Raw genomic sequence first — 18,708 nt, forward strand, 5'->3', positions numbered from 1 at the left:
CTCAGACGCCGTATCGGGCTGCAGGCACGGAGCGCGAGAGGTGCGGCATCATTGCCTGCCGCGCATCTTCATGGGCCTGCAACAGCGCTGAGTCTTCGAGCGCCGGGATGGTCGCGAACTCGCCCTGGTCGAAGCCCTTGAGCGAGGCATCGACCATCGCTTCGGCGGACATGACGATTTCGCCCGGCAGGTGTTCGACCGGCATCCCGGCAATGCTCCAGAATTCCGTCGCGGTGGCGCCCGGCAGAACGGCCTGAACGCGGATATTCTTGTCCGTCAGCTCATGCTTCAGCGACTGGCTGAAGGCCAGCACGAAGGCTTTCGTGCCACCATAAACGCCGTTGAGGATCTCCGGCGCGATTGCCACGATCGAGGCGATATTGATGATCGCGCCGCCGCCGCGGGCAACGAAGCCCGGCACTGCGGCATAGGTCAACCGCATCAGCGCGGTGACGTTCAGGTCGATCATCTGCTGCATCTTGTCGACATCGGCCGAAAGCAGCGGCGCCGTGCCGCCGACACCGGCATTGTTGACCAAGAGCGTGATGTTGCGGTCGCCCTTCAGCACAGCTTCCACCTTGGCAAGATCAGCCTGCGCGCCGAGATCGGCAACGACAGTCTCGACCTTGCGGCCGGTCTCAGCGCCGATGCGGCTCGCGAGCGCCGAGAGGCGTTCGCCATTGCGCGCCACCAGAATGAGATCGTAGCCGCGCTTGGCAAGCCTGTCGGCATAGATCGCGCCGATGCCTGATGACGCGCCGGTGACGAGCGCGATGCCCTTGTTCAAATCGCTCATGGTCTTTCTCCTTCAATTGCTTTGGCGGGTGCCATCGCTTGAGGGATGTTTTACGAGGAATTGCCGATGTCCTGAATGTCATATAAACCACCTTTTAGGACAAACGGAGTTTTCGGCCATGCAGCGCATCGGCTTTCTTGTCTATCCCGGCTTCCAGATCATGAGCCTCGCCGCGGTCTCGGCTTTCGAGTTCGCCAATATCCAGCTTGGCGAGCAGGCCTACGAAATCCGCTATGTCTCGGAAACCGGCGGTCCGGTGCCGAGCTCGCTGAGCATGATCATCCATACAGAAGCCTTCACTGATCCTGCCTTTGATACGCTGATCGTTTCCGGCGCGCCCGATATCCGCCTGCCGACCGCGGGCGAGGCCGCGTTCATTCGTAAGGCGGCAGATGCCTCGCGGCGGCTCGCTTCGATCTGCACGGCCGCCTTTCTGCTGGCCGATGCCGGTGTCCTCGACGGCCGCAGGGTCACCACCCACTGGCATCTCGCCCGCGAGCTGAAATCCCGCTATCCCGCCATCAAGCTCGATGAAGACCGCATCTTCATCGTCGATGGCTCGATCTGGACTTCGGCCGGCATGACTGCCGGTCTCGATCTGGCTTTGGCGATGGTCGAGAACGATCATGGCGCCGACGTCGCCCGCGCCGTTGCCCGCAAGCTGGTCGTCTACCACCGCCGCGCCGGTGGCCAGTCGCAATTCTCGACGCTCCTGGATCTCGAGCCGAAATCGGACCGCATCCAGAAGGCGCTCACTTATGCCAGAAGCAATCTGACGAGCACGCTCTCCGTCGAGGAGCTCGCCGACGCCGCGCATCTGAGCCCACGCCAGTTCAGCCGCACCTTCCGCTCCGAGACCGGCCAGTCCCCGGCAAAGGCCGTGGAGAACCTGCGGCTGGAAGCGGCGCGGCTGATGATGGAACAGGGCCGGCACCCGATCGATGTCGTGGCGCGCGAGACCGGCTTTGCCGACCGCGAGCGGATGCGCCGCGCCTTCCTGCGCGCCTTCGGCCAGCCGCCGGCCGTCATCCGCCGCAACGCCCAGAGCGAACTGGTCGCCTAGGCGCGCAGCAGCATCTGTTGCGGCGAGAGACCGGCAAGCGCTTCCTGTGCTGCCTGCAGCACGATCGATGACAGCCGCGCGGTTGCCGCATCCGGATCCGCCTCGGCGCGATGCAGCATCAAGCCGAGCGACGGCAGAGCGGGCAAACCGGCAGCTTCAGGCGAAACCGGCTTAACCTTAGCAGGGAGACCGAGCGGCGTGCGGATGGTGATGCCGAGCCCTGCCGCCGTCGCCGCCCAGAGGCCGCCGAGGCTTGGGCTGACGAAGGAAAGCCGCCAGGGAATGTTGGCCCGGTCGAGCGCATCGATTGCCGCTGTCCTCAGCAGGCAGGGCGCTTCGAGCGAAGCCAGCGGCAGTGGCTCGCCGCTTTCGACTGTCCAGCCCTGCGGCCCCGAAGCCGGTCCAACCCACAGCATCGGCACCTCGCCCACCATCTCGCAATGCGCCGTCGCATTGCCGTTGCTCCAGGCAAGCGCCAGATCGAGCTTGCCGGTCGTCACCCGCTCGATCAGTTCGGCATTGCGCACCACGCGCGCCTCGATCCGGACTTTCGGATGCGCCCTGGCAAAACGGCCGAGCACCTCCGGCAAGACGGTCTCGCCGAAATCCTCCTGCAGGCCGAGCCGCACCCAGCCTTCGAGCTCGACGCTCTGGATCGCCGCCACCGCCTCATCGTTCAGCTCCAAGAGCCGCCGGGAATAGGCAAGCATCGTCTCCCCGGCATCGGTCAGCGCCAGCCCGCGGCCGGACTTCCGGAAGATCGGCGTTCCCGCCTGTTCCTCCAGCTTCTTCAGTTGCGCGCTGACGGCCGATGTCGAGCGGCCGAGACGCCCGGACGCCTTGGCGAAACTGCCGAGCTCCATGCCGGTCACGAAGGTGCGGAGAACATCCAGATCGAAATTTGTCTTGCGCATCATCAATCCCATTTTTCAGGATCATACGTTCGATATATTCTGATTTTATGGATTAATTTGCCGTGCGATGGTCCTCCTGTCAAGATTTCAAACAAGGAGGCTCCCATGCCCTTCGTTCGCATTTCTCTCCTCAAAGGCAAGTCGCCGGAATATCTGCGCGCCCTCTCCGATGGCATCCACCGCGCCCTCGTCGAGGCCTTCGACGTGCCCCCGGCCGATCGGTTCCATGAGATCCAGCAGCATGAACCCGGCGAGCTGATCTTCGACCGCAACTATCTGGCCGGACCCCGCTCCGACGATTTCGTCCTGTTTGCCATCCGCGCCGGACGCCCCCGCAGCACGGAGACGCGCAAAGCCTTCTTCAAGCGCGCCGCCGAACTGCTGGGCGAGGCGCCGGGTCTGCGCAAGGAAGACATCATGATCACCATCGTCAGCTCGCAGCCCGATGAATGGTCCTTCGGCGACGGCGTGGTGCAGATGGCCGACGACAACTGGCGTGCCCGCGCCATGGGAGAGCCGTCATGAGCGGCAATCCCACGGCCATGACGATCCGCCGTCCGGGAGGCGCCGTGCGCTCCCCCGATGGCATCGCATCCGAGCCTTTCTGGGTGGAGGCGCTGCTGGAAGGCAGTGCCGCCGGAGAGAATGCGGCGATGCGCGCCACGCTTGATCCCGGCACAATCACCAACTGGCACACGCATCCCCGCGGACAACTGCTCTATGCCCTCTCGGGCATAGGACGGGCGCAGCGCGACGGCGGCCCGGTCGAGGAAATCAGGCCCGGCGACGCCGTGTGGTTTGCGGCTGGCGAAAAACACTGGCATGGCGCGGCCGAGGATGCGCCCTTCAGCTATGTCAGCATCCAGGCAACCGATGGGGAGCGCTTCGTCGACTGGCTGGAACCCGTGGAGATATCGTCATGATCGCCATGCAATACAGCTTCACCCTGCCCGCCGACTACGACATGGGCATCATCGACCGCCGCATGCGCGAGCGCGGCCCGGGCACCGACGGCTTTCCGCATCTCGCCTTCAAGGCCTATCTCAGCGCCAGGAGAGGCGAATTCGGCGGCCAGGAAAATCTCTACGCCCCCTTCTACCTCTGGGAACAGCCGGAGGGCGCGAGCAACTTCATCACCGGCCCGGGCTTCCAGGCGCTGACGCAATCTTTCGGCCGGCCAGGCATCGACCAGTGGATGGTGTGGCACGCCGAAGCGGCGGCTGATCTCTGCAATGCCAAGTTCGCGACCGCCGAGCGTCGCCCGATCGAGCCGCACGCCGATCTCACGGCTCTCCGCTCGGAAGAGACCGAGCGTGCAAGGCAAATGGGCCGCAAGCGCGATGCGCTGGCCTCGATTTCCGGCTTCGAAGCCAGATCGTGGTCGCTCATCCGCTTCATGCTCTACGCGGATATGCCGTTGATATCAGGCGACGGCCAGATCTACCGCGTCGGGCACATGTCGCTGCCAGCCGCCTCTCAGGCCGTTGCCCGGCGGTAAAACGCGAGCGACCCCGCAAGAGCCAGGAGCGCGCCCCCGCAGGCGCGCTCAAGCCATATGGCACCGCTCGTCTTGAGAAAGCGCGCCGCTTGCGAACCGAACACCGCGTAGCCGAACATGATGACGAAATCGAGCGCGGAGAAGACGAGCGCAAGCAGCAGGTACTGTGATGCCTGTGGCGATGTGGGATCGATAAACTGCGGCAGAAAGGCGGAAAAGAACAGGTAGCCCTTCGGATTGGTAACAGCCACCATGAAGCTCTTCAGCCCGATAGCAATCGCTGACCGGGATTCGCCGCCCTGCTCCGCGAGCGCGACATCGAGAGATCCCTTCGATCGCAGCAGCATGACGCCGAGAAAGGCGAGATAGGCCGCACCGCAATATTTCAGCACGGAGAACCAGAATTCCGACGCGGCAAGCAAAGCACCGAGACCAACGGCAACCGCCCAAATCAGGACGAAATCCGAAAACACGGCGCCCAGCATGCCGGGAATCGCCCGCCTGACGCCGTACCGCGAGCCGTTGTTGAGCGCCAGCAGGACCGTCGGCCCAGGCGTCGCAATCCCAACGAAAGAAACTGCGGCAAAGGCGAGAATTGTAACGGCGTCCATATCCACCTCCCGGATTTTTCCGGAGGCTCGCATGTCGCCATCGTGCTTTCAAGATTACGGCAAAAGAAAAACCCGCCGGTTTCCCGGCGGGCTATCGAGATCAAGCCTCGAACTTATCAGATGCCGCTGCGGCCGTCGGAGCCGATATAGGCGATGCGGATCATGTTGGTCGCGCCCGGCGTGCCGAGCGGAACGCCGGCCGAGATGATGATGCGGTCGCCCGGCTTGCCGAAGCCTTCGTCGGCGACGATGCGGCAGGCGCGGTTGACCATGTCGTCGAGGTCGGTCGCGTCATGGGTGACGACGCAGTGCAGGCCCCAGACGATCGCCAGACGGCGGGCCGTCTTGATGATCGGCGACAGCGCCAGGATCGGAACCTGCGGGCGCTCGCGCGAGGCGCGCAGGCCGGTCGTGCCCGACGAGGTATAACAGACGATGGCCGAGAGCTTCAGCGTTTCGGCAATCTGGCGCGCTGCGAGCGAGATCGCGTCGGCACCGGTTGCCTCAGGCTGGGCGCGCTGGGCGTAGATGATGCCCGGATAGTGCGGCTCGCGCTCGATGGCGCTGGCGATCGACGCCATGGTCGCGACTGCCTCGACCGGATAGTCACCGGAAGCGGATTCGGCCGACAGCATGACGGCATCCGCACCTTCGAACACGGCGGTCGCGACGTCGGAGACTTCAGCGCGGGTCGGAACCGGAGCGGTAATCATCGATTCCAGCATCTGCGTAGCAACGACCACCGGCTTGCCCGAACGGCGGCAGGCGCGGATCAGCTGCTTCTGGATACCGGGAACGGCTTCGAGCGGCATTTCGACGCCGAGGTCGCCACGGGCAACCATCAGCGCGTCCGAAAGCTCGATGATCTCTTCGATGCGCTCGATTGCCTGCGGCTTCTCGATCTTCGACATGATGCCGACGCGGCCCTTGGCGATCTTGCGCACTTCGGCGAGATCTTCCGGGCGCTGCACGAAGGAAAGCGCGACCCAGTCGACATCGTCGGTCGCCAGCACGGCGTCGAGATCGACGCGGTCCTTGTCCGTCAGAACGCCGACGGTGAGCAGCGTATCGGGAAGGCTGACGCCCTTGCGGTCGGAAATCTTGGTGCCGGAAATGACGGTGGTGACGATGCTCTTGCCGTCGCACTTCTCAGCGCGCAGGGCGAGTTTGCCGTCGTCGATCAGCAGGCGATGGCCCGGCTGCACCGATTCCAGGATTTCAGGATGCGGCAGGAAGACGCGGGTGGCATCGCCGGGGGCTTCGTTGTTATCGAGCGTGAACGTCTGGCCGGGTTTCAGGTCAACTTTGGTATCGGCGAATTTGCCGACGCGAAGCTTCGGGCCCTGCAGGTCGGCGAGAATACCGATCGGGCGGCCGGAGCGCGCTTCGACCGAGCGGATACGCTGGACCAGCGTGCGCATCAGGTCATGGCTCGCATGACTCATGTTGATGCGGAAAACGTCGGCACCGGCCTGGTGCAGCTTCTCGATCATCGCTTCTTCGCTGGAGGCGGGGCCGAGCGTTGCGAGGATTTTTACTTTGCGGTTACGCTTCATCAATTCGGGCTTTCTTGCGTTCCGGGCGTATCGGAAAGTTGGACCATCCAGCTGCCCTGGCGGCCCGTATCATATTCCTTGAACCCCATCTTCTGATAGCCACGGGCATAGCAGTCATTGACGCCCGTGATCTTGAACTCGTTTTCCGCTACGCACATCTGCACATCGCCCGTCCAACGGCCTCCCCGGGCGGCATCTTCTGCGTAGAGGTAATAGTATCGCGACTGCAGCTCTCCTTCGATCAGCGTCGCGCAGGTCGTTGCCGGGACCTGCCACCAGCCTTCGGTAATCCAGCCATCCTTGGCACGATAGCCGATGGCGACCCCGACCAGATTTTGCGTGCCATTGCAGACGCGGAAGTCCGCGCGGGCCGCGTTTGCGGCGAAGAATGGCATCATGGCTGCGAATGCGAACAATGCGAGGCGGGCAAGCGGCCCGGACCGGGTGAGGAAACTTGGTGCGGCTTGCATCAACACGGCTTCCGATTTGCTCCCACGGTTATTCGTTTTCCCGTGCCTTCTTGCGCCGCCATCCGGCGAATGTCAACGCGATGCTAATCGATTATATTCCTTTCATAACCTGCTTGTGACCATCGCGTTGCCGCAGATGCGCGATGATCCGGCTTGAACCTCCGGCACGTGCATGCGATCAGTGACCCCTCGCCCGAAATGACGAATGGCCATTCGCTGATGGAAGACTTCCAACCCTTCGAAATCCTACCCGGCAAACATGACAGCGGCATGGTGATCCTCGGCGATCACGCCATGAACCGGCTACCCGAAAGCTACGGAAAGCTCGGCCTGCCGGAGACCGCCTTCGCCCGCCACATCGCCTACGACATCGGCATCGAGGGCCTGGTGCGCAGCCTGTCGGCAAGGCTCGGCGTACCCGCCGTTCTCGGCGGCTTCTCCCGCCTGCTGATCGACCCGAACCGCGGCGAAGACGACCCGACGCTGATCATGAAGATCTCCGACGGCGCGATCATTCCCGGCAATCACCCGATCTCCAAGGCCGAATGGCAGGGCCGCATCGAGCGCTTCCATCGCCCCTATCATGATGCCGTAGCGATGGAGATCGCCAAGGTCGCCAGCGCCACCGGCAAGGCGCCGCTGGTCCTCTCGCTGCATTCCTATACGCCGGCGTGGAAGGGCGTTCCCCGCCCCTGGCACGCCGCCGTGCTCTGGGATAGCGATCACCGCGCCGTCGGCCCGCTGCTTGACATGCTGCGCCGCGATCCCGATCTGATAGTCGGCGACAACGAGCCCTATGACGGCGCGCTCAAGGGCGATACCATGTACCAGCACTGCATGGTGACGGGCATCCCCCACGCGCTCCTCGAGGTCCGCCAGGATCTGATCGGCGACGAGGCCGGGATTGCCGAATGGGCCGAACGGCTGGCGCCGGTCTTTGCGGCGATGAATGCCGATCCGACGCTGCACGAATACAAGGTGCATCCCTCGCGCACCGGCCCCTACGCATGAAGGAGGAGACGATGACGGAACTGACGAAGGAACAGCAGATCGAATTCGAGGCAGCCGCCTTCCGCCGGCTGGTCGCCCATCTGCGTGAGCGCACCGACGTCCAGAACATCGATCTCATGAACCTCGCCGGCTTCTGCCGCAACTGCCTGTCGAACTGGTACCGCGAGGCGGCCGAGGAAAACGGTGTGCCTGTCACCAAGGACCAGTCCCGCGAGATCGTCTATGGCATGCCCTATGACGAGTGGAAGAACATCCACCAGAACGAGGCATAGGAAGCACAGAAGACGGCTTTTGCCGAAAACAATCCCCACAAATAACATCATCGCTGCCGAAGGGACTTGACCGCGGCGCCGCTTCACGGCAGTCACTGCCCACGAATTCCAATCCGAAAAATCAGGAGAACACGGATGTCTGATGCTCATGGCGTCGCCCGCGATCAGCTTCGCGCTTTTGTCGAGCGTATCGAACGCCTGGAAGAAGAAAAGAAGACCATTGCCGACGACATCAAGGATGTCTACGGCGAAGCCAAGGGCATGGGCTTCGATACCAAGATCCTCAAGAAGGTCGTCGCTCTGCGCAAGAAGGACGAGCAGGAACGCATGGAAGAAGATGCGATCCTCGACACCTACCTGCACGCGCTCGGCATGATCGAGGCTCCGCCGGAAGGCTGATCCCAGATATTCGCTTCGAAAGCCGCCAGGCCCCGCGCCTCGGCGGCTTTTTTATTGCCGTGACAGAACCCAAACAAAAAAGCCGCCGGATCGCTCCAGCGGCTTTTCATTGAACTTGAAACCGGTCAGTTCGTGTTGAACTTCTTCACTTCCATGAAGTTGACGGCGGTACCGCTGAAGCGGCCGGGATCGATCGAAGCGGTCTTGACGTTGAAGCCTTCGGCATAGACGGCCGTCGGCTGGGCGCGGAGCGTCTGGCTGACGAAGCGCGGCGCCTTGACCGGCTTGGTGACCATTTCCATGCGGGAGTTCGTCAGCGCCCACTGCGAGATCATCTTCTGCGTCAGCTTCGGCTCGGTGCGGATCGAAGCGCGGCCAGCATCGGCGGCAGCGGCAACGGCCTTGGTCGGACGGCCGCCCTTGGAAGGCGCGACCGGGGCGACATCGTCGCTGGCGCGCTGCTGCGGCATGTCGAAGCTGTCACCAAAACTTGCGGTCTTGGCGGGCGCCAGAGCAGCGAGCTGGACGGGAGCCTTCTCAGCGGGCTTCGCCGAACCCGGCATCGCAGCGCTGATCGCCTGCTCGACGGTCGACGGCGCGAGAGCCGCGACCTGCTGGTTGGCCGCAGCGCCATCCTTGGCGAGCTGCTGGGCAACGGCAGGCGAAAGCTGCTGCGCCTCGGCCTCGTCGCCTGCAGCATCCGGATCAGCGTCGGCAGCAGCGGCAAGCAGGTTCTCTGCAGCCACCGGACGATCGACCGGAGTGGGGACAGCCATCGACGGATCGATAGACGCAACTTCCGCATCACCCGGCTCGCGGCGCTGGCCAAGCAGCTCCGGAACAGGGACGCGGTAGGTGCTGAGATCGGCAAACTGCTGCGGCTGGTCTTCCTGCGCCGTTGCGGCGGCAAGCGCCTGCTGGGCAGCATTGCCGGAATTGGCAGGCAGCATCGCATTGGCAACTTCGCCACCGCCGAGCTGGCCGGCAAAGGCCGGACGAACCTGCGGAACCGGCGCGTTGACCGCAGCCACCTGAACGTCTTCCGGCGCGGCAGGCTCAACCGCGGCAGCCGGAGCTTCCGGCTTCGTCGGCGTTGCCTTGGCAACTGCGACCGGCGCCGAATCGTCCGAGCTATCCTCTTCCTCGTCCGCACCACCGCCGAACAGCGCCGCAAACAGCGTCTTCGGCTTCTTGGACGAAGCAAGGTTATCGCCGCCAACGGCAGCAACGAGCGTGTCGGAATTGACGCGGCGCTTGTAGTCGGCGAGTGCCTGCTGGTAGCCCGGAAGCGGCGTGCCGTCAGCCGGGATATGCAGGGTGTTGCCGTTCGGGAAAAGCCGGACCAGCTCGTCGCGGCTCATGCGCGGCCAGGCGCGAACGCCGCCGACATCCATGTGCACGAAGGGCGAACCGGACTTCGGATAGAAACCGACGCCGCCGACCTGCATCTTCATGCCGATGGCGCGCAGCGTTGCGAGCTTCACGTCGGGAATGAAGAAGTCCATCGCCTTGCCGAGCATGTGCTGGCTCTTTTCGGCGACGCCGGAATTGCGCGAACGCGCCTTCAGCATGGCGTTGGTACCGGGCGAACGGAAACCGCAGACGACGTTGATGTAGTCCTTCGAGCCACTCTGGCGATAGACTTCCCAGATCAGGTCGAACAGATGCGGGTCCATCTTCGTCGGCTGGTTCTTGCGCCAGTCGCGGAGGAATCGGTTCAGCTGCTCAAGACCCTTCGGATCGAACTTGCCGTTGCGTTTGTAAGTGATGACTGCCTTTTCACCCGTATGAATGAAATAGAGCTTCAGGCTGCGGGTTTCCCCCGCCGCCTCGGACGGCGTGCCGACGAATACCGGTGAGGACACCGCGAGCGCGAGAAGGGCGGCCATCGCCGTCCTAACCGCCTTTCCGCTAACGTTGGCGCAACGTGCACGCCAGCTCAAGCGCGAAGGCTTGGTATGCTCATTCAAATCCGGCAAACTCAATCCCCGTCAGACTGCCCTAATAGTCCGGCTGTCCCAATGACTGTCAAATGCGGTGACACGATGGCAAAAATGCCACACACGATCAACCTTTTCTTTACATAGTCAACGATCGACTAACAAGTGGTTTATAAACAGTAACCGGACATGCTTGCGGGAATGTTAACGCGGCAGCTGCTATGCCGCGTCTTTCTGGGGATTATCGGGGTCGATGCCGTAATCTTTCAGCTTCCTGTACAAAGTTGATCGTCCGATGCCGAGTTTCCTCGCAACTTGACTCATCTGGCCCCGATAGAATTTAAGGGCGAATCGGATCAGCTCCTCTTCAACATCCGCAAGTTTGCGCACTTCGCCCGCCGGGTTGACGCTGGCGATGGCGTTATCAGCCGTTTCGCCATGGCGGCCAGACGTGTCGATCATCGACGGCGGCGGAACGCTGTAATCGGCCGCTGCGAACTCGGCTTCGCGGTCACGGTGCGAGTTGTCGGCCACCAGCGCCAGATGATCGACGACATCGTATTCCGGCAACTGCGCGGCGATCTGCGGGAAGTCCGATTCCGTCAGCTCATGCCCTTCTGCGAGCACGACAGCGCGGAAGATCGCATTTTCCAGCTGGCGGATATTGCCCGGCCAGTCGTAGGCGGTCAGCAGCGCCAGAGCGCCGGCGCTGACCGTCATGCGGTGACCGTTCTTCTGTTCCGAAGAAAAGCGGTCGGCAAAGACGCGCACCAGATGCGGAATGTCTTCCTTGCGCTTGCGCAGCGCCGGAATGGTGATCGGGAACACGTTGAGGCGATAGTAGAGGTCCTCGCGGAAGTGGCCGTTCTTGACCTCTTCGATCAGATCCTTGTTGGTCGCCGAGATCAGCCGGACATTGACCTTGTGGGCCGTACGGGCGCCGACCGTTTCGATCTCGCCCTGCTGCACGGCACGCAACAGCTTCACCTGAACCTCGAGCGGCAGATCGCCGATTTCGTCGAGGAAGATGGTGCCGCCGTCGGCTTCCATGAACTTGCCGATGTGGCGTTCGGTCGCGCCGGTGAACGCACCCTTCTCATGACCGAAGAGAATGCTTTCGACCAGATTGTGCGGGATCGCACCACAGTTGACGGTCACGAACGGCTTGCCGGAGCGATCGCCGGCCGACTGGATGGCACGGGCGACGAGTTCCTTGCCGACGCCGGACTCGCCTTCGAGAACGACCGGGATATTCGATTGGGCGGCGCGCTGCGCCAGATCGATGACGCGGATCATCGCCGGGCTTGCCGAGACGATATCATCGAAACCGACGACGCCGGAGCGCGAGCGGCGGCCGGCACGGGCCTTCACTTCACGCTGGTCGAGCTTCATCGCGTTGGCGATCGACGTTGCGATACGTTCCGGGGAAACCGGCTTGACGACGAAATCAAAGGCGCCGGCGCGCATCGCCTGGACGACCGTTTCGATGCCGCCCTGGCCGGTCTGAACGATCACCGGGATCTGTGTGCCGAATTCGTGCACCGCCTCAAGAAACTCGAGACCGGTCATTTCCGGCATCATCAGATCGAGCACGATCACATTGAAAAGGCCAGCATCGCGCTTGACCATCTCCAGGCCGATGCGGCCGTTTTCTGCCTGATGGACGACGTGCCCGTGGCGCTCGATTGCGTTCTTCAACAGACGGCGCTGTACCGGGTCATCCTCGACCACGAGTATCTGCCCTGCCCCTTTGAGCTCATTGTAACCGGTCATTGTCGCCTCACTTCATGCGAAACCTAGGTTGCACTCTGCCCGAAAGGCTTGAACATCCAGTTTTGAGAAATAATCGCATTTTAACGATTGTGACGATGGCGATTCCGTGCCGAAGCGGGGCCTTTTGACTGCCGAAAACCCCTTGATGCGGGGGCTTCTGGCGCATAGACAGTCAGACCTGTTTGAAAAGAGGAAGAGGAGCCCTGCCATGAATTTTGTGCTCAACGCCGCCGGTCTTAATTTTTCGGCAACATCTGCCGCCGGTGCATCCGACGCTGCGCTCGGCGATCTTCCGGTCTGGAAACTGCAGGATCTCTACCCTTCCGCAATCTCGACCGCCTTCACCAGCGACATGGAAAAGGCCGGCAAGAATTCGATCGCCTTCGAAGAAAAGTGGAAGGGCAAGCTGGCGGCCGCAGCTACCAAGACGGGTGCGGAAGGTATCGGCCAGGCGCTGAAGGAATATGAGGCGCTCGACGATATCATCGGCCGTCTCGGCTCCTTTGCCGGCCTCACCTATTTCTCCGATACGACGAGCCCGGTGAACGGCAAGCTCTATGGCGACGTCCAGGCGCGCATCACCGAATTCTCCGGCCACCTGCTGTTCTTCGCGCTTGAGCTCAACCGCATCGACGACGTGGTGATGGACGCCTGCATGGCGAACGATCCCGCCGCCGGTCACTACCGCCCGTGGCTGGTCGACCTGCGCAAGGACAAGCCCTATCAGCTCGACGACAAGCTGGAGCAGCTCTTCCTTGAGAAGTCGATGACATCGGCCGCTGCCTTCAACCGTCTGTTCGACGAGACGATGGCCGAGCTGCGCTACGAGATCGACGGCGAGAAGCTGCCGCTCGAAGTGGCGCTCAACATGCTGCAGGATCCGAACCCGGAAGCACGCCACAAGGCGGCGATGGCTCTGGCGGAAACCTTCAAGGCCAATATCCGCACCTTCACGCTGATCACCAATACGCTCGCCAAGGACAAGGACATCGCCGACCGCTGGCGCGGCTTCGAAGACATCGCCGACTCCCGGCATCTCGCCAACCGCGTCGAGCGCGAAGTCGTCGATGCGCTGGCCGCCGCCGTCAGGGAAGCCTATCCGCGCCTCTCGCACCGCTACTATTCGATGAAGGCGAAGTGGCTCGGAATGGACCAGATGAATTTCTGGGACCGCAACGCGCCGCTGCCGGAAACCTCGAACGCCGTCATTTCCTGGAACGAGGCAAAGGATACGGTCCTCTCCGCCTACGGCAATTTCGCACCGGAGATGGCCGCGATCGCCAAGCGCTTCTTCGACGAGGAATGGATCGATGCCCCGGTTCGCCCCGGTAAGGCGCCTGGCGCCTTCGCGCATCCGACCGTTCCCTCCGCGCACCCCTACGTACTCGTCAACTACATGGGCAAGCCGCGCGACGTGATGACCCTCGCGCACGAGCTCGGCCACGGCGTTCATCAGGTGCTGGCCGGCGGCCAGGGCGCATTGATGTGCCAGACGCCGCTGACGCTGGCCGAGACCGCCTCGGTCTTCGGCGAGATGCTGACCTTCCGCGCGCTGCTCGACAAGACCAGCGACAAGCGCGAGCGCAAGGCGATGCTCGCCCAGAAGGTCGAGGACATGATCAACACGGTCGTGCGCCAGATCGCCTTCTACGAATTCGAACGCAAGGTGCACACCGCCCGCAAGGCCGGCGAGCTGACATCCGACGATATCGGCGAGCTCTGGCTCTCTGTGCAGTCCGAAAGCTTAGGCCCCGCGATCAAGATCTCCGAGGGATACGAGACCTACTGGGCCTATATCCCGCACTTCATCCACTCGCCTTTCTACGTCTACGCCTACGCCTTCGGCGACTGCCTGGTGAACTCGCTCTATGCCGTCTACCAGAAGGCCGACAAGGGTTTTCAGGACAAGTATTTCGAGCTCCTCAAGGCCGGCGGCACCAAGCATCACTCCGAACTCCTGAAGCCTTTCGGCCTCGACGCCACCGATCCGTCGTTCTGGAGCAAGGGCCTGTCGATGATCGAAGGGCTGATCGACGAATTGGAAGCTTTGGATAAGGGCTGAAGTGATAGGCCTTCTCCTTGCGAGGAGAAGGTGGCCCGAAGGGCGGTCGGCGAGACGACTTTCCGCATGTCAGGCGGGTTGCGCCGTCCTTGCTGCCGCCCAAGAGAGAACGAATGACGCCAACCCACCCACTCCCTCATTCCTGTGCCCTTAGGGCTGCGCCCACGGGATGTCACAGGAATCCAGCCACGGCGTGTCTGCGTCGTGAAGGGAGTCTTTCGCGCCCAAGGACTTGGGCGCACTGGATCCCTGTGACATCCCACGAGCAAGCTCGGGGAGCAGGGATGAGGGAGGCGTAGGTGGGCAACGCACGCTTCATCCTCTTCCGCGACGATACCTCGGATCAGACGATGCTCTTTTCCGAGCCGTCCGAAATCATCATCGCCAACGACCGCGCCGAATTCTTCCCGGCCCTGAAACGCATGCAGGACGCAAAAGCCGCCGGCAAATGGCTTGCGGGCTATATGTCCTACGAGGCCGGCTACCTCTTCGAGGACAAGCTCGCCCCCAAACTCCCTGCGGAGCGCCGGTCCCCCCTTCTCTGCTTCGGCATCTTCGACGCCCCTGCATCCGGCGATCACCCCCTCGCCCAGCCTGTCCGCCGCCGCGACAACGAAGAGTTCCTCACCGCCCCGAAAGCCGGCTGGAATTTCGAAACCTATAGAGAGCGCTTCGACCGCCTCCACTGGCACCTTCGACAGGGCGACTGCTATCAGGCAAACCTGACCATGCCGATCGAGGCGCGCTGGAGCGGCGATCCGCTCGCGGCCTTCTGGTCGCTGATCGAGCGGCAGCCGGTGAAATACGGCGCCTATGCCGATCTCGGCGGCCCGGTGATCCTCTCGCGCTCGCCGGAACTCTTTTTCCGCACCGACGAGGACGGCTGGATCGAGACGCATCCGATGAAGGGCACCGCCAAGCGTGGCGCGGATCCCGCCGAGGACGAGGCAATCAAGGCGGCGATGCTCGCCGATATCAAGACGCAGGCCGAGAACCGGATGATCGTCGATCTCCTGCGCAACGACATCTCGCGGATCACCGAAGTCGGAACACTCGATGTCCCGAAACTCTTCGATATCGAGACCTATCCGACCGTGCACCAGATGGTCAGCCACGTGCAGGCGAAACTCCTGCCGGATCTGACGATCCGCGATATCTTCTCCGCCCTCTTCCCCTGCGGCTCGATCACCGGCGCCCCGAAGCTCAGCGCCATGCAGATCCTCGACGATCTCGAGGACCGGCCGCGCGACGTCTATTGCGGCGCGATCGGCATGATCGCTCCGGCGGGCGCCATGCGCTTCTCCGTCGCCATCCGCACCATCAGCCTGTTCGACAACGGCCGCGCCGTCTTCAATGTCGGCGGCGGCATCGTCTTCGATTCGACCGCCGAAGCCGAATACGAGGAATGCCTGCTGAAGGCCCGCTTCGCCATCGGCGATCAGGAGATTGCCCGATGAGCAATTTCTCGCTGATTGAGACCCTGCGCTTCGAACCCGGTATCGGCTTCACGCGCCTGCGGCTGCATCTCGCCCGATTGGACCGCTCCGCCCGCCGCATCGGCTTCCCGGCACCGCTTCAGGCGAAGGACAGGCTGGAAGAGGCGGTAACCGGTGCAACGACACCGCTTCGTGTCCGCCTGACGCTCGATGCTGCCGGGCGGATCAATGTAACGAGGTCGGCTTTCACCCCGCTGGCACCGGAGACAATCTGGAAAGTCCGCATCGCCTCGCAAAGGCTCGACAGCGCCGACAGGCTGCTGCGGATCAAGACCACGCGACGAGAGGTCTACGAAGCCGCCCGGGCGGAATATCCCGCAAGCGAAGCGGACGAGGTCCTGATGCTCAACGAGAGGGACGAGGTCTGCGAAGGCACGATCACCTCGGTCTTTCTCGACGACGGCTCGGGCCTGTTGCGCACGCCGCCGATCTCCTGCGGTCTGCTTGCAGGCGTCTTACGCACCGAACTCATCTGCCAGCGCAAGGCCCGCGTCGGCAGGATCAGCCTCGCCGATATCGCCGGGGGCAGGCTCTACATGGGCAATTCGCTACGCGGCTTGATCCCCGCGGTGCTTGCCTAGGCTGCGATCTTCAGCCGGTCACGGCCGCTCTGCTTGGCAATGTAGAGCGCCTCGCCGGCCCGCGCATAGAGCTGCTGCACCGTGTCCCCGGCCTTGAGCTCTGCAAGGCCCGCCGAGCAGGTATAGGAAAACCCCGGCAGGGCCGGAAGCGGATGGGCAATGCGCACCAGCTCCAGCACGCGATCGATTATCCGCTTGCCCTGCTCCAGCGTCGTATCCGGAAACACCAGCATGAATTCCTCGCCGCCGATCCGCCCGAAGCTGTCGCGGCGCCTGATCACCGGCTGCACCCGCCGGGCAAAGTCGATCAGCACCTGGTCGCCGACCTGATGGCCGAAATTGTCGTTGATGCGCTTGAAGAAATCGAGATCGACGATGCAGATGCAGCCGCTGAGCGCCGATGTTTCCTGGCGGGCGATCATGTTCTCCAGCGCAGCCATCATGAAGCGGCGGTTGGAGATACAGGTCAGCTCGTCGGTCTGCGATGCCCTCAGCGCGAAATCGCGATCCTGGCGCAGATCCCGCTGGCTGGTTTTCATATGGGTGATGTCGCTCGCCATGCACAGCATCCAGCCGTCGCGCTGCACCGTCTCCGTCATCCAGAACCAGCGCCCGTCGACGACATCCATCTCGAAGGCCCGGAACGGCAGCTTGCCGCGGCGGGACTGGGCAGACATCAGCCATGCCTCGAAATCCGTGGTGCGAATGATGGTGCCGCGCCCCGCCTTGGTGTTGCGGCGCATCAGCTCTGCCCATGTGGGCGTTTCGTCCGGCTCAAGCGCGAAGGTGGAGCGAAAGGCGGCATTTGTATATTGCACACGGTCGTCCTGATCGTAGAGGACGATCATGACGGCGCTTTCCTCCTGCAACTCCGCAAGCCGCTCCGATATATTGGTCATGCGACGGTTCCGGGCGTACTAATGGCGATGTGTGGCACAATGCTTCAAAACTATAAAAAGAAAATGGATAAGGCAGTGCAATTTCTGTTATCAACAGCCCCAAAACGGCACAACCCCCGGGATCAAAGATGTTCATACTTTCCCTCACCTATGTGAAGCCCAACGAAGAGGCCGACAAGCACATGGAGCCGCATATGGCCTGGGTGAAGGAAGGCTATGCCAAGGGCTGGTTCCTGGCCTCCGGCCGCAAGGTCCCCCGCAACGGCGGCGTCATCCTCGCCACCGGCGACCGCGCCGAGATCGAAGCCTATGTCGCCGCCGATCCGTTTACGGTGCATGGGGTGGCGAAGTACGAGGTGACCGAAGTGGCCCTGACGACGGTTAATGAGGGACTGGAAGCGTTGAAGGGCTAGCCTCTTTACTCTTGCATCAATCACCGCAAACCGGCAGTTTCCTGACAATGAAACTTCCCGCTTACACACCCTATGATGGATCGTCCAAGCCGTTCACCATCGGCTTGATGCCGCTCGACATCGGCCGCTGGATCGAGCCGGACGGTGATCTCGCGCGCTATCTGGCGGAAAAGCGCGGGCTTCTTGCCGCACACCGCCAGGATGTGTTCGTGGCCGAAGACGATACGCAAGCGGCACAGGAAGAATGTCTCGCCCTCCTCGCCGATCATCTCTGTTCCGCATACCCGGATCGCTACTCCCGGCACGGCGACATCGTCACGGCCGGCGATACCGAAGTCGATCTCACCGACGTGTCGCTCCCGCCGTTGATGCGCGCCGGCCTTCTCGTCGAGGACGATCTGGTCATCATGCGCCGCAAGGACGATGGGTGGCATCTGGTCGCAGGCCATGTCTCCTTCCCGTCGTCCTGGTCGCTGCAGGAAAAGTTTGGCCGGCCGGTGCAGGCGATCCATGCCGATGTGCCCGGTTTCAGCGAGGGCACGCGCAACGCGGCGCTGATCACCCGCATCTTCGACAACCTGCTGGTCGCCCAGCCGGTCGAGCGTATGAACTGGTCGGTCAACACGACGGGCGATCTTTTCCTGCCGATGTCCAAGCACCGCCGCCCACCGTCTTCCGAGGATTTCACGCTTGCCGACCGGTTCGCCCGCGTCGAGCGGCAGACGTTGCGCAAGCTTCCCGTTTCCGGTGACATCGTCTTCACGATCCGCATCTATGTCGATCCGATCGCCGCGATCGAGCATCACCCGCGCGCCGCCGAACTCGCGTCGAGCTTCGCCACGCAGCTTGCCGCGCTCGACGAACAGCAGACGGCTTACAAGGGATTGACACTGCAGAAAGCCGAGCTCGTGCAGAAGCTGCACAGCCTTGCACAACAGCTCGCACCCGCCTGAT

General features: G+C 62.7%; 19 protein-coding genes and 2 pseudogenes. 12 read left to right on the forward strand and 9 right to left on the reverse strand.

Annotated elements, in window-relative coordinates; genetic code table 11:
* Window position 1: 1 nt before the first annotated feature.
* Window positions 2-796: an SDR family NAD(P)-dependent oxidoreductase gene (locus ACQZ5H_RS13320; protein ID WP_449097987.1), complete on the reverse strand. Its 795-nt coding sequence runs from the start codon at window positions 794-796 to the stop codon at window positions 2-4.
* A 118-nt stretch (window positions 797-914) separates the two neighbouring features.
* Between ACQZ5H_RS13320 and ACQZ5H_RS13325 the strand changes: the two genes are divergently transcribed.
* Window positions 915-1,859, forward strand: a complete 945-nt coding sequence (locus ACQZ5H_RS13325) for a GlxA family transcriptional regulator (RefSeq protein ID WP_449097988.1) — start codon at window positions 915-917, stop codon at window positions 1,857-1,859.
* Here ACQZ5H_RS13325 and ACQZ5H_RS13330 read toward each other — a convergent pair.
* A complete protein-coding gene (locus ACQZ5H_RS13330; RefSeq protein ID WP_449097989.1) occupies window positions 1,856-2,773 on the reverse strand; it encodes a LysR substrate-binding domain-containing protein in 918 nt (305 codons plus the stop codon). The genes ACQZ5H_RS13325 and ACQZ5H_RS13330 overlap by 4 nt on opposite strands.
* 105 nt (window positions 2,774-2,878) lie before the next feature.
* Here ACQZ5H_RS13330 and ACQZ5H_RS13335 point away from each other — a divergent pair, with 105 nt between their 5' ends.
* From ACQZ5H_RS13335 to ACQZ5H_RS13345, 3 genes are read left to right on the forward strand one after another with little or no spacing between them, the layout of a single operon-like run.
* Complete coding sequence (locus ACQZ5H_RS13335) at window positions 2,879-3,298, forward strand: tautomerase family protein (protein WP_449097990.1); 420 nt, start codon at window positions 2,879-2,881, stop codon at window positions 3,296-3,298.
* Entirely contained in the window at window positions 3,295-3,696 is a 402-nt protein-coding gene (locus ACQZ5H_RS13340) for a cupin domain-containing protein (protein WP_449097991.1), read from the forward strand. Before ACQZ5H_RS13335 ends, ACQZ5H_RS13340 begins: the two co-directional genes overlap by 4 nt.
* Window positions 3,693-4,271 carry a DUF4865 family protein gene (locus ACQZ5H_RS13345; RefSeq protein ID WP_449097992.1) on the forward strand — a complete coding sequence of 193 codons (579 nt, stop codon included), beginning with the start codon at window positions 3,693-3,695 and terminating at the stop codon, window positions 4,269-4,271. The genes ACQZ5H_RS13340 and ACQZ5H_RS13345 overlap by 4 nt, the downstream gene beginning before the upstream one ends.
* Here ACQZ5H_RS13345 and ACQZ5H_RS13350 read toward each other — a convergent pair.
* The 3 genes from ACQZ5H_RS13350 to ACQZ5H_RS13360 all read right to left on the reverse strand — a co-directional run bounded on the left by ACQZ5H_RS13350 (window position 4,250) and on the right by ACQZ5H_RS13360 (window position 6,908).
* A complete protein-coding gene (locus ACQZ5H_RS13350; RefSeq protein WP_449097993.1) occupies window positions 4,250-4,882 on the reverse strand; it encodes a LysE family translocator in 633 nt (210 codons plus the stop codon). The genes ACQZ5H_RS13345 and ACQZ5H_RS13350 overlap by 22 nt on opposite strands.
* A gap of 116 nt (window positions 4,883-4,998) precedes the next feature.
* A complete protein-coding gene (pyk, locus tag ACQZ5H_RS13355; RefSeq protein ID WP_112719920.1) occupies window positions 4,999-6,438 on the reverse strand; it encodes a pyruvate kinase in 1,440 nt (479 codons plus the stop codon).
* Window positions 6,438-6,908 carry a DUF1036 domain-containing protein gene (locus ACQZ5H_RS13360; RefSeq protein ID WP_112385515.1) on the reverse strand — a complete coding sequence of 157 codons (471 nt, stop codon included), beginning with the start codon at window positions 6,906-6,908 and terminating at the stop codon, window positions 6,438-6,440. Before ACQZ5H_RS13360 ends, pyk begins: the two co-directional genes overlap by 1 nt.
* Window positions 6,909-7,127: 219 nt before the next feature.
* On the opposite strand from ACQZ5H_RS13360, the gene ACQZ5H_RS13365 reads away from it, so the two are divergent.
* The 3 genes from ACQZ5H_RS13365 to ACQZ5H_RS13375 all read left to right on the forward strand — a co-directional run bounded on the left by ACQZ5H_RS13365 (window position 7,128) and on the right by ACQZ5H_RS13375 (window position 8,590).
* Window positions 7,128-7,919, forward strand: coding sequence for an N-formylglutamate amidohydrolase (locus tag ACQZ5H_RS13365; protein ID WP_449098100.1), 792 nt, complete (start codon window positions 7,128-7,130; stop codon window positions 7,917-7,919).
* A gap of 11 nt (window positions 7,920-7,930) precedes the next feature.
* On the forward strand, window positions 7,931-8,191 hold the full coding sequence (locus ACQZ5H_RS13370) for a DUF1244 domain-containing protein (RefSeq protein WP_449097994.1): 261 nt from the start codon (window positions 7,931-7,933) through the stop codon (window positions 8,189-8,191).
* A 135-nt stretch (window positions 8,192-8,326) separates the two neighbouring features.
* Window positions 8,327-8,590 (forward strand): DUF2312 domain-containing protein, encoded by a 264-nt coding sequence (locus ACQZ5H_RS13375; protein ID WP_007527482.1) that lies wholly within the window; start codon window positions 8,327-8,329, stop codon window positions 8,588-8,590.
* A 125-nt stretch (window positions 8,591-8,715) separates the two neighbouring features.
* Here the strand turns inward: ACQZ5H_RS13375 and ACQZ5H_RS13380 are convergent, their stop codons facing one another.
* The 3 genes and pseudogenes from ACQZ5H_RS13380 to ACQZ5H_RS13390 all read right to left on the reverse strand — a co-directional run.
* Window positions 8,716-10,569, reverse strand: a complete 1,854-nt coding sequence (locus ACQZ5H_RS13380) for a DUF882 domain-containing protein (RefSeq protein ID WP_449097995.1) — start codon at window positions 10,567-10,569, stop codon at window positions 8,716-8,718.
* Window positions 10,570-10,749: 180 nt separating this feature from the next.
* Window positions 10,750-10,959 (reverse strand): annotated as a pseudogene (locus tag ACQZ5H_RS13385) (helix-turn-helix domain-containing protein); the annotation flags it as partial.
* 86 nt (window positions 10,960-11,045) lie between these two features.
* A pseudogene (locus ACQZ5H_RS13390) lies at window positions 11,046-12,303 on the reverse strand (sigma-54-dependent transcriptional regulator); the annotation flags it as partial.
* A gap of 208 nt (window positions 12,304-12,511) precedes the next feature.
* On the opposite strand from ACQZ5H_RS13390, the gene ACQZ5H_RS13395 reads away from it, so the two are divergent.
* From ACQZ5H_RS13395 to ACQZ5H_RS13405, 3 genes are all read left to right on the forward strand, one after another.
* Entirely contained in the window at window positions 12,512-14,365 is a 1,854-nt protein-coding gene (locus tag ACQZ5H_RS13395; RefSeq protein ID WP_449097996.1) for a M3 family oligoendopeptidase, read from the forward strand.
* A gap of 350 nt (window positions 14,366-14,715) precedes the next feature.
* A complete protein-coding gene (locus ACQZ5H_RS13400; RefSeq protein WP_449098101.1) occupies window positions 14,716-15,822 on the forward strand; it encodes an aminodeoxychorismate synthase component I in 1,107 nt (368 codons plus the stop codon).
* Window positions 15,819-16,442 carry an aminotransferase class IV family protein gene (locus ACQZ5H_RS13405; protein ID WP_449097997.1) on the forward strand — a complete coding sequence of 208 codons (624 nt, stop codon included), beginning with the start codon at window positions 15,819-15,821 and terminating at the stop codon, window positions 16,440-16,442. The genes ACQZ5H_RS13400 and ACQZ5H_RS13405 overlap by 4 nt, the downstream gene beginning before the upstream one ends.
* On the opposite strand, the gene ACQZ5H_RS13410 is transcribed toward ACQZ5H_RS13405, so the two are convergent.
* The gene (locus ACQZ5H_RS13410) at window positions 16,439-17,341 is read right to left on the reverse strand and encodes a diguanylate cyclase domain-containing protein (RefSeq protein WP_449097998.1); all 903 of its coding nucleotides are present in this window, start codon (window positions 17,339-17,341) and stop codon (window positions 16,439-16,441) included. The two genes, ACQZ5H_RS13405 and ACQZ5H_RS13410, sit on opposite strands and share 4 nt — an antisense overlap.
* Before the next feature lie 128 nt (window positions 17,342-17,469).
* Between ACQZ5H_RS13410 and ACQZ5H_RS13415 the strand changes: the two genes are divergently transcribed.
* Window positions 17,470-17,754, forward strand: coding sequence for a YciI family protein (locus ACQZ5H_RS13415; protein WP_449097999.1), 285 nt, complete (start codon window positions 17,470-17,472; stop codon window positions 17,752-17,754).
* A 47-nt stretch (window positions 17,755-17,801) separates the two neighbouring features.
* The gene (locus ACQZ5H_RS13420; RefSeq protein ID WP_449098000.1) at window positions 17,802-18,707 is read left to right on the forward strand and encodes a heme-dependent oxidative N-demethylase family protein; all 906 of its coding nucleotides are present in this window, start codon (window positions 17,802-17,804) and stop codon (window positions 18,705-18,707) included.
* Window position 18,708 lies beyond the last annotated feature (1 nt).

This window comes from Rhizobium sp. 21-4511-3d, assembly GCF_053522545.1.

Excerpts from the sequence above, each read along its gene's own strand:
- ACQZ5H_RS13415 (WP_449097999.1), top strand. The coding sequence starts at position 17,470 with ATGTTCATACTTTCCCTCACCTATGTGAAGCCCAACGAAGAGGCCGAC.
- ACQZ5H_RS13340 (WP_449097991.1), top strand. The coding sequence starts at position 3,295 with ATGAGCGGCAATCCCACGGCCATGACGATCCGCCGTCCGGGAGGCGCC.
- pyk (WP_112719920.1), bottom strand. The coding sequence starts at position 6,438 with ATGAAGCGTAACCGCAAAGTAAAAATCCTCGCAACGCTCGGCCCCGCC.
- ACQZ5H_RS13370 (WP_449097994.1), top strand. The coding sequence starts at position 7,931 with ATGACGGAACTGACGAAGGAACAGCAGATCGAATTCGAGGCAGCCGCC.
- ACQZ5H_RS13375 (WP_007527482.1), top strand. The coding sequence starts at position 8,327 with ATGTCTGATGCTCATGGCGTCGCCCGCGATCAGCTTCGCGCTTTTGTC.
- ACQZ5H_RS13350 (WP_449097993.1), bottom strand. The coding sequence starts at position 4,882 with ATGGACGCCGTTACAATTCTCGCCTTTGCCGCAGTTTCTTTCGTTGGG.
- ACQZ5H_RS13320 (WP_449097987.1), bottom strand. The coding sequence starts at position 796 with ATGAGCGATTTGAACAAGGGCATCGCGCTCGTCACCGGCGCGTCATCA.
- ACQZ5H_RS13400 (WP_449098101.1), top strand. The coding sequence starts at position 14,716 with ATGCTCTTTTCCGAGCCGTCCGAAATCATCATCGCCAACGACCGCGCC.
- ACQZ5H_RS13330 (WP_449097989.1), bottom strand. The coding sequence starts at position 2,773 with ATGCGCAAGACAAATTTCGATCTGGATGTTCTCCGCACCTTCGTGACC.
- ACQZ5H_RS13335 (WP_449097990.1), top strand. The coding sequence starts at position 2,879 with ATGCCCTTCGTTCGCATTTCTCTCCTCAAAGGCAAGTCGCCGGAATAT.
- ACQZ5H_RS13345 (WP_449097992.1), top strand. The coding sequence starts at position 3,693 with ATGATCGCCATGCAATACAGCTTCACCCTGCCCGCCGACTACGACATG.
- ACQZ5H_RS13395 (WP_449097996.1), top strand. The coding sequence starts at position 12,512 with ATGAATTTTGTGCTCAACGCCGCCGGTCTTAATTTTTCGGCAACATCT.
- ACQZ5H_RS13410 (WP_449097998.1), bottom strand. The coding sequence starts at position 17,341 with ATGACCAATATATCGGAGCGGCTTGCGGAGTTGCAGGAGGAAAGCGCC.
- ACQZ5H_RS13405 (WP_449097997.1), top strand. The coding sequence starts at position 15,819 with ATGAGCAATTTCTCGCTGATTGAGACCCTGCGCTTCGAACCCGGTATC.
- ACQZ5H_RS13325 (WP_449097988.1), top strand. The coding sequence starts at position 915 with ATGCAGCGCATCGGCTTTCTTGTCTATCCCGGCTTCCAGATCATGAGC.
- ACQZ5H_RS13360 (WP_112385515.1), bottom strand. The coding sequence starts at position 6,908 with ATGCAAGCCGCACCAAGTTTCCTCACCCGGTCCGGGCCGCTTGCCCGC.
- ACQZ5H_RS13420 (WP_449098000.1), top strand. The coding sequence starts at position 17,802 with ATGAAACTTCCCGCTTACACACCCTATGATGGATCGTCCAAGCCGTTC.
- ACQZ5H_RS13365 (WP_449098100.1), top strand. The coding sequence starts at position 7,128 with ATGGAAGACTTCCAACCCTTCGAAATCCTACCCGGCAAACATGACAGC.